Here is a 12,416-nt window from a genome sequence, read left to right on the forward strand (position 1 = left end):
GGATAGTGTTGCTAGAAGCGGCCCCTCCCGGTGAGGGAAAGAGGCTGTCGGCAAACTATTTAAGATAGCCGAGATTTCGCCGATTGGCGAGTCGCCGAGCGGCATCTGACAAGAGGTTTTCGCCGAGAAGGAGGTTCGCCAAGCACGGAATCTCGCCCATTCATGTGGGGGGGCGCCTGCTTGGGTATCTTCGCGATATGGCTGGGAACCAGCAAAAAATGGGGGCATCTAGCCAATGTTAGAAATGCCCGGTATCAGAAGTCTTCCCATCTAGGCTACAGCCCCCACTCGCGGTTTAGAGCGTGAGCGTAGGTCGCGCGGATGATTGCCGCCGCGACCCCCAGGAGCACCAGGGAAATAACCGACAAGAGCGGAATTTGGAGAGCCGTCGGTATGACTTGCAGGGCAAGCATGGAGGTGAGACCAAAACCGAGCGCGAGCGAGACGGCGAACATCGCCAAAAAATATCCCAAGAGAACCCATAAGCGTTGGATCGCAAAGATCGAAGTGCTGGTCGCATAGCCCCACGCGAGTGCGACTACCAGCAACAAGGCGATCGCTGTGGCCGTAAAGTCGTTCCCACCTTTTTGCGGATAAGCGAGCAAGTAGCCGACCCCCAGCAGCATGGGAATAATCGCCCATGCCTGGTCGAGCGCCAAAGCGACAAACAATTGCCGCGTGAGATCGTTTTTGCCTGCGGGCCGTAAGGACTCCACTTGCAGAGTGCGGCAACGGCGATACCACACGGTGACCGGCAGCAGTAACGTGATCAAACTGAATTGAAAGAGAAACCCGATCAGCAGCGGCCATTGCGTTTGACGCGCGGGTATGACGTACGACATCCCCAACACCACCAACAGAAAGATCGCCCCCATCAGCGGGAATGCGAGTAGCGGACGATAAGCATTGCCAGACTTCCACAGCTGCGCCTGACGCCACACCGAACTACCGGCGAGTTTGGGAAAACGTCGGCCGCGACCCCAGAGCGATTGCCACCAATGCTGAGAACCGTAAGCGGTTCGCCGTTGTTGCTGAGGATCCCAGGGAGAGAATCCAGGGTGCAGGGATGACTGTTCGTAGACTTGATGCGCAATTCGTGGCAATTGTCGAAAGCTTGCCGTCAACAAAACGACTTCCCCTGCGAGTAGACCGACCGCCCACCACCAGGTTGCTCCTCGAAAGAACCAGTTCATTTCGCCTGCCATGGTAGGGGACGCAAAAGAGCTGAACCAAGGTATCCAAATCAATGTCCCGGCGAGAAGCCCCAGGGGAACGCAAGCTATTCGAATCCACGGCGAGCGGGCCTGAGTTCCCGTGTAGATCGTCATGATTAACGAGGGCATCGCCAGCGCAATAGCCAAAGCAGGCAACAGCGAAAATTGCGCATTCCACAAAAGGAGCACTACCACAAAAATTCCCCCCAGCAACACGATCAATGCGGCCTGTCGATGGGGCCGATGGTAACCGGGAATAATCACGCTCTGCTGCGTCATAAAGTGAGCCCAGGTTTGTAGCGTGACGATCACAGAGAGGGCCGCAGTCAAGAGAATGGAGAGCTGCAATGCAAAGTGCAATGAGTACGAGAAGGAAGCGGCATACAGCATTACGCCGGGAAGCACCGGCGTGGTGCGATGCGGCGGGCCGGGCCAATCGATGAAGATTGCCTGCAGGTGAGGATGATTTTGCAGCGGCGCCAGCTGCGCGGGGTCCCATGTTAACGGCAGCGTCGGCGCGGCGTCTTGGGGCGCTTTGTAATCAACGACGCGATGCGTAAGCACCAAGTATTTCAGGTTCGGGATTTGCGCGATCACCGACATCGCTTCTCGGCTCAGGCCCGAACGGTCGATCCGAAGAACTTCAAGTCGCTCAAGCTGCGAAACCTCTTGCGGATAATCGACCAACAGCCGCGCAGGTATTTCTAGTAATCGCAGTTGGGGACCAAGCTCAGACCAGGCGCCCGCGGGGATGTTAGGCGCTTGAATCGCCAAGTTGTGCAACGGGTCGAGCGCTGCAAGCTGTGCGATTCGCTCGGCGGTTAAGTTGGGACTGGTGAGTTGAATCGTCGTCGCATGCGTGAAGGGAGTTAGATCAGCCGGCGGAGCGCCCCGAGGATCATTGACGAATAAGCGATCAATCTCGCTGGGCTGACGACCGGCCAGATTCGCCTGCCAATCGGCCGAAGTAATCGCAGCGCTGCTTCCCATCAAAGGAACGTCGGGTGCAATCGAGTTTCCGCCGGTTTTTCCATACAGTCCCAAGAAAAATAATCCTACCGCCAGCAGCGCGACGACCGCGCCAATCAACAGCAGAATCGGCCGACGGGCATAGGTGAGAAACACCTGGTATAGTTGGGCGTTCATGACGATACCTTGGCGGGGGAAGAGGCCTGATCTTGACGATTGCCGGTCCACTCAAGAAAGATCTCTTCCAGATTGAGGTCTTCGACCTGGACGTCGGCACGCCACTTTTGGGCGATCGACTCGCGGAGTTCTTCATCCATCTGCGCGACGGAAACGAGGGCATGCCGGCCATGCAGTTCGCACCGGATTGCACCCGGAATTTGAAAGTCGAGCGGCAACGCTTGGTGAGCGTTGATCCGCAGTCGTTTGCAACCTTCTTTCAGCGTGTCGAGCGGACCGAACCAAGCCAGCTTTCCGTCGCGTAGAATGGCCACATGCGAAGCAATCCGCTCTAAGTCAGAAGTGATGTGCGTTGAGAAGAGAATGGTGTTTTGCTCGGCCTCGGTAAACTGGACGAGCGACTGCAGAAACTGCCGCCGAGCGAAAGGGTCAAGACTGGCGACCGGTTCATCGAGCATCAATAGCTCCGGTTGATGACCAAGAGCCAGGATGACGGCCAGTTTCTGCCGCTGTCCAACCGACAAAGCGCCCACGAGCTTATCACTCGGCAATTGCCATTCATCCCGCAAACGCTCGACATGGGTAGGCCGCCAACTTTCGTAGAACGCACCGGTGTAGTCGCACATTCCCTGTACGGTCATCCAGGGGAGCATCTCGAAATCTTGCGAGACGTAGCCGATTCGCGCCTTGGCCGCTGCGCTCAAATCCCAAGAGTCTTCTCCCAACAGGCGACACGCGCCGCTGGTCGCTTTCAAGAGTCCTAGCAGGCATTTGATAAGCGTTGTTTTTCCGGCGGCGTTGGCGCCGATCAGCCCGACAACCTGGCCCGGCTCGATCGAGAGGTCGATTCCCCGTAAGACTTCCTCATCTCCAAAACGCTTGGTAAGAAGCTCGGTTTGCAAAGCAGGAATGCTCACGATGGAATCTCCCGAAGAATTTGGCGAACAAGTTCCAGAATTTGATCATCAGTAAGGCCCAATTGCCGACTACGGACAACGGCGGCGCGCATCGTGGGACGAAGTTCTTCGAGCCGCTGCGACTTGCTGCCTGAGGGGGATCGGCGGCGCACCATCATGCCTTTGCCGCGAACTCTTTCGACCACGTTGTCGGTCTCCAAGCGGGCGTAGGCTTTGGAAATGGTCATTGGATTGACCCCCAAAGCGGTCGCCATTTCGCGAACGCTCGGCAGCATCTCTCCTTCCCTCAAGCGTGCGCCGACAATCATCGCTTCAACCTGGTCGATGATTTGCCGGTAGATGGGCACACCGGATGAAGGGTGAACTACGAATTGTGTGGGGTCGATCGTCATGCCGCGTCCTGTAGTGTATTACTACATTGATACACGCGGTTGACGGTTAATGTCAAGCAGTTTTATTGACCGTTGGGGAAATTGATCGACTTGTGCCAGATTTCCTCTCTAGCAATTGCCCAGAGGATGTGTCTGGCGGAACGCTTGATAGCATCGCACGTACATGGATGCATGAGACCCGGCAGAAATCTTGCCCAGCGGGGGAGGATTGGCCGAAGCCGAAATGGCGGAGAAATTCGGGCTATCGCGTTCTTCTATTCGCGCCTCTTAGGCGAAGACTTCTTCTTCGGCCACCGGAATTCGCCGTTCGTCGGCCATCCACCAGTTGGCGGCCTTCTGTCGGTTCCAGCGGCCATTGGCTTCGCAGCGTTCCAGCGCGTTCGCTAGTTCGACGGCGGTCTGGTATCGATCGTCGGGCGACTTTTCTAAGCAGCGGAGGACGATCGCGTCGAGTTCGGTCGGGATGTCCGCATTTAGTTGCGACGGGGGGGCTGGCTTTTCGTGGGCGTGGGCGATGATTACTTTGATCGGGCGGTCGTAATTGAACGGCGCCTGACCGGTCAGCATGAAGTACATCAGCGCGCCGAGCGAATAAATATCGCCGCGAGCGTCTGGTTCGTGCTCGCCGGAGGCTTGCTCTGGCGACATGAACAACGGCGAACCGGTGATCGAGCCTTCCTGGGTTAGCTGCGTATCTTCTTCGCTTGTTTCGATCGGCTTGGCCAGGCCGAAATCAAGCAGCTTCGCCACGTCGTAGTGACCTCCGCGCTGGGCGGCGAAGACATTCGCCGGTTTGATGTCGCGATGGACCAGTCCTTTGGTGTGCGCTTCGGAGAGCGCGTCGCAGGTTTGGGTCATCAAATAGATCAATCGTTCCGCCGGCAATGGACCATATTGCTTGACCAGGTCCGACACCGAGAGCCCCGGCAAAAATTCCATCACGTAATAAAACGTGCCGTCAGCGGTTCGTCCGTAGTCGTAGATGTCGATGTTGTTCCAATGAGAGAGCTTCGACGACAAGCGGACCTCTCGTTCGAACCGAGCCAAGACGCGACTGTCAGCGCCTTTCTCGGCGCGGATCAATTTGATCGCACAGGGACGTTTCATCAGCGTATGCTCGGCGAGATAAACTTCGCCCATGCCGCCAGAACCGATCAACTTGCGGAGATGATATTGGCCCAGTTGCTTGGCGCGAAACGCTTCGGACCGAAGGCGATTGATCGTATGGACGCCGAAGACCGCGACGCTGCTGCAGACCAACATCACCAGCATCGTTTTGCCGACCATGTCCCAATTGCTAGAGATCGCTAGACGGCAATCAGGCCACAGGTAGCCGCCGACCGCCATCAATGCGAGCGGCGCCAAGGCCATGACGCCGATCACGATTGCTGCACGCGGCCATTTGTTGGGGATGAACAACGCATAGGTGAAGATCAGCAGCAACCAGAGAGGCGCCGGACTTTGAATCATGTGATTCGTCGTATCGCAACGTCCCAACGGTTGAAGCTGAATCAGGAACGTGAAAATCGCCGGCAACCCAAAGACGAGCGCCTCTTGCACGCGTAACAGCGGCGTCTGGCGATCGCACTTGGGGCAAAGATAGTAGCCGGTCGTGCCCAACAGCGCTACGAGAGCAATGTGAAAGACCAGCAGCACATAGCTTTCACCGTAGGTGGACGAAAAAAAGAACGCCCACAAGTGAAAGAGGAGAAACACGCCGTAGGCGGCCGCCAGTGCGAGCGCTGCGACTCGCAGTCGTACGCGCAGCAGCGATTGAGTGATGGCCGAAAAGTGAGGGCTGGAGCCTTCGACCAAAGCGACATTTGGGGAGAGAGAGCGGGACGCATCAGTCGATTCCGATGGCGCAATCACCGTCTCATCGATTTCGGGGGGAAGCTCACTCGATTCAGATGTGCCGCGCATAGACTCGCCGGAGCTCGCAATCGTCGATCAAAGTTCGTTTCAAACTTCCCTCATCGTAAGCGTTTCGATGAAAGAAGGCGAATATCGCCTACTGGCGTTTGCTTATTATTCGCGTCGGAAGGGGGAAACGCCAAACCGATGTTCGGAACTGGCGTTTCCCTACTTATACTCGACGATGCACGAAAAGGATTCGTTCGCGAAATTCTCGCGCCGTTTAGGCGGCTTTACGTGCCGGTGCTGGCGCCGAGAGGTCAGATAGAGAGAGCTTTTCTAGATGGAGACCATCGTTCCCTAAACGCTCCCAGAAGATGACGCTCTCTTCCGTTAGCATCCGCGGCAGCCAACTGAACGCTGCATTGATGTCGTGGGCGTCCTGATCCGCAGCGATCAACAGAAGCTGCGTATTGGGCAAACCATTCGCTAAACGGGGGATCGCCATCGAGGCCGTTCCCGGCGTCAGTTTAATTTTGGCGCCGGTTGCGACTAGACATTTGTGCGCCTGTTTTAGCGGCATACCGTCTTGTTGCTCACGCGCCTCGAACATGTCGATGCCGGTGTACTCAACCTGCGTATCACCCGCATATTGTTGAGTGAACTGGATCACCTTTTGCGCAAGCTCTCCGTCGCCAACGCCGACCTGAACGATGCGCGTCATCGGCGCCGCTTGGCGAATTGTGTGATAGATCTCGCGCTCATGACGAGGCGACGAAAGGTGAGCCTGGTAGAGATAACGCAGGTAACGAACGGCAGTCAATTTGAGTCCCTTCAAAACGACGCCCGATAAAATCGGTCTAATTTACGGCGCACGACGGATCTGTAATCTAGCTCCGCCGTGTCGATTTATCCTTCGACCGGCGGTGAAGCTGCCGATGAGGAAATCTGCGAAGTTCGGTTTGGCAGTGCTTTGGATGACTGCGCAGATTGGCGGAAATGCGTTAGTCAGGCGCCATGCTCTTACCGCGTCTTCGCGTGAAGAGCATGTCTTAGAGTCCTGGTAGCTAGTGTTCTGTCAAACCGCTATTTTCGGCTTCCACGAAATCAGCCGCACGGCGTTAGCCCAATGCCGCTTACTTTACGGCTATTCAGGGGGTGGCGGGTCTGGTGATTTTGCTTTTTTGCGAAGCGATTTTTGGAACTTCGTCGTCTTTGCGCGGCGAGGATGGGCGACCCGAGGGTAGCTGCGCGGCGACTTGCGGTTCGGTAGTGTTCGCTTCGACGCGCTGACCAAGGCTTTCGTAAAAGCCGTACTCCACTGCTCGAACGTCTCGTACGACTTGCGCAGCAGTTGGACCTGAAAGGTCACCCAGACCCCGGTGAAGCTCAGTTTTCGCGGCTCGATCCGCGCCAGCTTCGCGGCCCCGCGACGAAGCTGCGACACCAAGTTGTACGCAACCACGGAACCCATTAACTCCTTCATCACCATCTCGACGCTCTGGGCCCGCAGATTCTCGGTGTCCATCGTCACCTTTAAATCGCGAATGTCGAATTCCACGTCATAGCGCCGATGGTAAAGCTCCGCCAAGCATCGTGCGTCGAAGCTCATTGACGTCACCAATCCCAGCGTCGAGCCGTCGTCCAGTTCGACTTCGTGCACAAATACATTCAGCGAAGCGTCGGTCGGCAAGTCGGGATTGGTCTTGCGTTCCTTGGCCGAGGGACGCCAGTTCAAATGGAAGCTCTTATAGCCTTCGCCTTGATCGATTAGCTCGGCTTGCTTGCGATGCGCTTTTAACCGTAACATCGACAGGCGAAACAGAAAATCGTGCCCTGCTGCTCGCGTGTGATAAGCTACGCTGAAGATCCCAAAACCGCTGTCCGCTAAGACGATACTGCGGCTGGGCAGTTCGCCGACAATCTCGCGTGCTTGTTTGGCTTCGCTGGAATTATGGGGGCCGTACATCGGATCGATCTTGGGAACCAGGATGCAGCCGGTTTGCATCTCGGCGGCCACCATCAGCATCGCGACTGGCCAAACCGTTTCGCCAAGCTGGTTGGTCGCCGGCGGAAACGCCTTTTTCAGAACAGGCGTTGGCGGCAGCGTGATCGTGGTCCCGTCGATGATGAACACGCGCCGATCATCGAAAACAGGCTCGGCGCTCCGTCCAAGATGGTCGCAAACGCATCGCGAGAATCTTTCGATCGCATCCAACGGCAGACGTTTGCGAGCGGCGCTGAACGAGGAAGTGTTCGCTCCCAAGGTGCCTTCGTGGACCCGCTTGTTGTCAGGAAAGAGTTCGCTCGGATGTTCGATCGCTTCCGAGACGACCGCTTGCAGCGACGCCCCGCCGAGCAGACGTTGCAGAATCAACAGCCAAATCGTGACGGCCTGAGTGTAGACCATCTTGGTGTTGGGGCGATCATCAAAATCAACGATCGCCTCGATTTGTGGAACGCGCAGAATCTCACTGAGCAGAGTTCTGGCGGCGACAAACTGCGCTTCGGGCGAATCGGGCAGAGTGGGAGATGGAATCATGACTAGCCGCCATTGTGACAGAGAGATCAAAATCTCTCAACTTGGCGCAAATCTCGTACCCAAACCGAAATGCGGTCAGGATTTTGACAAAGTAAGCGGCATTGGGCGTTAGCCGCGGTTTCTGTCACCAATTGTCTTTCGCAAATGAGTTCTCATCAGAAACCGGTGCTAACGCACTACGGCTAATAAAAACATGGCGCCTGAAAATTGTCGCGTGACAGAACACTAGAGTGATTCGTTGCGCCAAGTTGGAAAGGCATGCTCTTTCTGCAAAGACGCAGTAAGAGCATGGCACACGACGCTAAGAGGTTCGAATCGCCATCAGATAGCGGCGGCATTCCGCCTCGGCGTCGGTGAATTGGCTACGCAGATAGTAGGAGACCGGCGTCTTGGGATGTTGACGCTGTGCTGAGAGGTACTGGGTCAAGGATTGCTGTGCTGCCGCTGGTCCATGACGTAAGAAATGGAGCCACGCCCAGCAGTGGCGATATTGGCGGTCCCCCATTTCATTGACGCTACGCAGACGCTCTAGAGTCACTAGCGGAGAGATTTCGCCCATTTTCGCTTCTTGGATCACCTGCGGCAGATAGTCTCCCCGATGTAGGCGATTATGAAGCGGAGGTTCAAAGTATTCGGCGATCCCTTCATCCAGCCAAAGGGGAAGATCGTGATGCGTTTGATGGACGAGCGCATGACAGCATTCATGCCGCAGGTCGGTCAGCAAATGGGGAGAACGATGGGCGAATACCATCGGCACTTCATTCGCTTGGATGAAGAGTGCGCGACGTTGGGGAACGCCTGGGAAGTAGCGTGTGACGTAGTCACGATAGGTGGATGCCGATCCAAAGAGATAAAGATGAATCTCCGCCGGCTGTTCTGGAAGCGTGAGAAACGTCGCTAGATCTCGACGGAGACCGGCGAGCTCCCCTTCGAATAGCGGCACGGTGTTAAGCGCGAAATCGGCATGAATCACAAACGGTGGAATCCGTTGTTCATCTGGCCATTCTGGGGTGTCTGCCCAGGCAAACCAAGGTGCGCTTCCGGCGGCAAGTGCGGCCGAAATGAATAGTCGCCGGGTAAATCGCGGGGAAGGCATAACCCGGCTATCCGAAATTGATCTGCGATGAAGTGTCCATGAAGCGAGCGAAGAGTAGAAAAAACGGCGGTAACAAGTCAAGGTCGAACACTTCCTGGGCTAATCCGGTCTTCCCTACTTTCCCAGATTCGTTAAGCTCTGGTAGGCAAACGATTAACGGTGAATGATGTACCTATAACGGCGACATCTTCAGCTTGGGTAAAAAAGCAAAGGACGCTTTGTGAAGTACGCGTCGATCGGACCGATCGCTATCCATTTGCCGGAACGGATCGAAACGAACGAACAACTGCAGGCGGAATTTCCGCAGTGGGACATGAAGCTGATCGCCTCGAAAACGGGGATCGAACAACGGCATGTCGCTGCTGAAGGAGAGTGCGCTTCAGATTTGGGCGTGAAGGCGGCGCTGCGTCTGTTTGAAGAGCACTCAATCGATCCCCAGTCGATCGACTTTCTGTTGTTCTGCACGCAAACGCCTGACTATCCGCTGCCAACGACGGCTTGCTTGATGCAAGATCGACTTGGCTTGCCGACAAAATGTGGTGCGCTCGATTTCAACTTGGGGTGCTCCGGCTTTATCTATGGGCTTGCGCTGGCCGATGGTTTGATTCGCTCGGGAGTCGCTCGCCGCGTTTTGTTTATCACGGCCGAGACGTACTCGAAATACATCGCCCCCGACGATCGCAGCATTCGCACGATTTTTGGGGATGGCGCCGCCGCAACGCTGATTGAAGCGAGCGACAAGCAGGAACTTTTCGGTTTTCAATTTGGGACCGACGGCAGCGGCGCAGATACGCTGCTGGTTGGCGAAGGGGGAGCTCGCCCGACGGAGGATGCGATCCAACCACGACATCGCAAACGCTGGAGCAGCCGGCTCTATATGGATGGACCCAGTCTGATTAGTTTTACGGTTGGCGCCGTTCCGCAACTGGTCGAGAACATTCTCGCCGCCGCTGCGATGGAACGCGAGCAACTTGATCTCTATCTGTTTCACCAAGCGACGCGGAAAATGCTGGAGCAACTGCAAGAGCGGCTCGGCTTGGACGAGAAACGGATGCCGATCGAATTGAGCAAATACGGCAATACCGTCTCGGCGACGATTCCGATTTTGATCCATGACTTGCGCAAGCAAGGTCGCCTGGCGCCGCGTCGCAAGCATGTCATGGTCGGATTTGGCGTCGGCTGGTCTTGGGGCGGATGTATTTGGCAAGATCCGTACGGCTCGCGTTGGTAGAGCTCCGCAGCTAGTACATTGACCACCTGCGCCGCTATTTAGTAGCTCGTCAGATTGAACAAGCGGCGAACTGTCGCGGCGTTGGACAAAACGTGTCCGCACTGGCTTTTTGCAGCGGGCGGAACAAAAATAGAGCTACGAGGCTCACATCCGCCGTTTGGCTTGCCGCAAAAGGTTTCGCACGATGCAGTCGCTCCAAGGTCAATTGCTAATCGCGTCGCCTCATTTGCCCGATCCCAATTTCTTGCGGACCGTCGTCTTGATGGTGCAGCATGACGAAGATGGAGCGTTGGGATTGGTTTTGACCAGGCCTACCGAGTTGACGATGGCCGCGATGTGGCGAGAGGTCGCCGGCGAAGAGATTGGGGATGAGAGCCTGGTCTTTTTGGGCGGACCCGTGCAAGGGCCGCTGATGGCGATTCACTCGCATCCCCCCTGCAAAGAGATCGAGATCTTGCCGGGCGTCTATTTCTCCAGCGACAAAGAAAACATCGAGAAGCTGGTGCGCGAGGAACACGAACCGAAGCGGCTCTTTATCGGCTATTCAGGCTGGGGCGAGCAGCAGTTGGAAGCCGAGATGGACGCCGGCGGCTGGCTCTTGCTGCCGGCCGAAGCCGCTCATGTCTTTACGACCGACGTAGAGCGGCTGTGGAAGGATGTAACCGGCAAGATCGGCGCCGACATCATGCGAGCGACGCTGCATCTCAAAGGAATGCCGACCGACCCCACGATGAATTGACGTTTTTTTCTGCGTAGCCTGCCGAAAGAACCGTCGACGGTGAGACATGTCGCGGCCCGTATCGACATCAGCCGCACGGCTGATTTTGTGGAAGAAGCCGAAGCGAAAGGGACTTCGTCCCCTTCTACGTCAGTCCCATCGGGAAGTCGGAGAGCAACTCCACTCCGCTGGCGGTGACGAGATAGTCGTTCTCAAGCCGCATGCCGAAGCGGAGCTTCTCGTCGTAGATGCCAGGCTCGACGGTAAAGACGTCTCCCTCGGCGAAAACATCCTCCCAGCACGAGTTCAAATGGGGCGCTTCGTGCGGGAAGAGGCCGATCCCATGTCCCAAGTGATGGTCGAAGACGCCGATCGGCGCGGCGCTTAAAATACCGACCACCTCTTGGAACAGTTCTTTGCAGCTTTTGCCGGGACGTACCGTTTTCATCACGTGATCAAACGTCTGCATGACGATTTCCCACGTCTGCTGTTGCTCGTCGGTCGGCTTGCCGTTGACGGCGATTGTGCGGCAGTTGTCAGCAAAGTAGCCGCGGAATGCAGGGCCCAAGTCGAGAATGTAAAGCTCGCCATCTTGCGTCAAGCGATCACGCGGAGGGCCTCCTTTCGCGCCGCACGCATAGTCGTTGCCGGTGCCGGTCAGCATCTCGCCATACTCTTTGACGGCCGCCGCTTGCAGCGCGTTAAAGACGTTCAGTTCACTCACGCCGGGACGGATCATGTCGCGGGCGACTTCGTACATCCGCGCGGTGCCGGTGATCGCCTTTTTCAGGCGGGCCAGTTCATCGGGGTCTTTTTTGCGGCGCAGCTGATACAACGTGGGTTCGACATCGACCAACGTCGCGTCAAGCTGTTGCGATAGGTGGAGTGAAAAGGTGGAGTATTCGACGCCGATCTTCCCCAGCTTGCCGCGTGACTTCAAGTATTGCAGCAAGACAGCGCTGCTGGCCTCGCGTTGATCGTTTCGCAGCGTGCAAAGCCACTGCGCTTCGTAGGTCAAAATCTCATCGGCGGCGGCGGCGTCGGGCGCTTCGTTCGGCGCGATCAACGTCGCTGTTCCGTCCGCGAACAAGATCGCCGCCGGCTGATGAACCCAGGCGAATTTCGGGCCGATCAAGTACTGGATATGTTCGATTTGGGTGACGATGATCGCGTCTAGTTCCGCCCCGGCAAGCGCGTTCCAAAGTCGTTGCTGGCGTGCTCGGCTTGCGTCGAGATTCAGGTCCAATTCGCTCATTGCCTCTCCGATCGATTCGTGAACAGGGTCGCGGGTCCGCGGCGGCTGCCA

Annotated in this window: 10 protein-coding genes; 2 read left to right on the plus strand and 8 right to left on the minus strand. The window is 56.5% G+C overall.

All coding sequences use genetic code 11. From position 1 onward, the window contains the following. Window positions 1–275: 275 nt before the first annotated feature. The 7 genes from M4951_RS10780 to M4951_RS10810 form a co-directional block, all read right to left on the minus strand. A complete protein-coding gene (locus tag M4951_RS10780; RefSeq protein WP_262026489.1) occupies window positions 276–2,360 on the minus strand; it encodes a hypothetical protein in 2,085 nt (694 codons plus the stop codon). Next, window positions 2,357–3,277, minus strand: a complete 921-nt coding sequence (locus tag M4951_RS10785; RefSeq protein ID WP_262026490.1) for an ABC transporter ATP-binding protein — start codon at window positions 3,275–3,277, stop codon at window positions 2,357–2,359. The genes M4951_RS10780 and M4951_RS10785 overlap by 4 nt, the downstream gene beginning before the upstream one ends. Beyond that, on the minus strand, window positions 3,274–3,669 hold the full coding sequence (locus tag M4951_RS10790) for a GntR family transcriptional regulator (RefSeq protein WP_262026491.1): 396 nt from the start codon (window positions 3,667–3,669) through the stop codon (window positions 3,274–3,276). Before M4951_RS10790 ends, M4951_RS10785 begins: the two co-directional genes overlap by 4 nt. A gap of 267 nt (window positions 3,670–3,936) precedes the next feature. After that, window positions 3,937–5,592, minus strand: a complete 1,656-nt coding sequence (locus M4951_RS10795) for a serine/threonine protein kinase (protein ID WP_262026492.1) — start codon at window positions 5,590–5,592, stop codon at window positions 3,937–3,939. A 214-nt stretch (window positions 5,593–5,806) separates the two neighbouring features. After that, window positions 5,807–6,346, minus strand: a complete 540-nt coding sequence (locus tag M4951_RS10800; protein WP_262026493.1) for a hypothetical protein — start codon at window positions 6,344–6,346, stop codon at window positions 5,807–5,809. A 324-nt stretch (window positions 6,347–6,670) separates the two neighbouring features. Next, entirely contained in the window at window positions 6,671–8,065 is a 1,395-nt protein-coding gene (locus M4951_RS10805; RefSeq protein ID WP_262026494.1) for an IS4 family transposase, read from the minus strand. Window positions 8,066–8,366: 301 nt separating this feature from the next. Then, complete coding sequence (locus M4951_RS10810) at window positions 8,367–9,161, minus strand: DUF1570 domain-containing protein (RefSeq protein ID WP_262026495.1); 795 nt, start codon at window positions 9,159–9,161, stop codon at window positions 8,367–8,369. A 220-nt stretch (window positions 9,162–9,381) separates the two neighbouring features. On the opposite strand from M4951_RS10810, the gene M4951_RS10815 reads away from it, so the two are divergent. Then, on the plus strand, window positions 9,382–10,392 hold the full coding sequence (locus M4951_RS10815) for a ketoacyl-ACP synthase III (protein WP_262026496.1): 1,011 nt from the start codon (window positions 9,382–9,384) through the stop codon (window positions 10,390–10,392). A gap of 184 nt (window positions 10,393–10,576) precedes the next feature. After that, complete coding sequence (locus M4951_RS10820) at window positions 10,577–11,131, plus strand: YqgE/AlgH family protein (RefSeq protein ID WP_262026497.1); 555 nt, start codon at window positions 10,577–10,579, stop codon at window positions 11,129–11,131. Between the two features lie 124 nt (window positions 11,132–11,255). Here M4951_RS10820 and M4951_RS10825 read toward each other — a convergent pair whose 3' ends face one another. Further along, window positions 11,256–12,365 (minus strand): M24 family metallopeptidase, encoded by a 1,110-nt coding sequence (locus M4951_RS10825; RefSeq protein ID WP_262026498.1) that lies wholly within the window; start codon window positions 12,363–12,365, stop codon window positions 11,256–11,258. Between the last annotated feature and the right edge of the window lie 51 nt (window positions 12,366–12,416).

This window comes from Blastopirellula sp. J2-11 (assembly GCF_024584705.1).
GTDB lineage: Bacteria > Planctomycetota > Planctomycetia > Pirellulales > Pirellulaceae > Blastopirellula.

What these genes read in the sequence shown, in the direction of transcription:
- M4951_RS10820 (WP_262026497.1), top strand. Translation starts at nt 10,577, where the DNA reads ATGCAGTCGCTCCAAGGTCAATTGCTAATCGCGTCGCCTCATTTGCCC.
- M4951_RS10790 (WP_262026491.1), bottom strand. Translation starts at nt 3,669, where the DNA reads ATGACGATCGACCCCACACAATTCGTAGTTCACCCTTCATCCGGTGTG.
- M4951_RS10810 (WP_262026495.1), bottom strand. Translation starts at nt 9,161, where the DNA reads ATGCCTTCCCCGCGATTTACCCGGCGACTATTCATTTCGGCCGCACTT.
- M4951_RS10825 (WP_262026498.1), bottom strand. Translation starts at nt 12,365, where the DNA reads ATGAGCGAATTGGACCTGAATCTCGACGCAAGCCGAGCACGCCAGCAA.
- M4951_RS10780 (WP_262026489.1), bottom strand. Translation starts at nt 2,360, where the DNA reads ATGAACGCCCAACTATACCAGGTGTTTCTCACCTATGCCCGTCGGCCG.
- M4951_RS10795 (WP_262026492.1), bottom strand. Translation starts at nt 5,592, where the DNA reads ATGCGCGGCACATCTGAATCGAGTGAGCTTCCCCCCGAAATCGATGAG.
- M4951_RS10805 (WP_262026494.1), bottom strand. Translation starts at nt 8,065, where the DNA reads ATGATTCCATCTCCCACTCTGCCCGATTCGCCCGAAGCGCAGTTTGTC.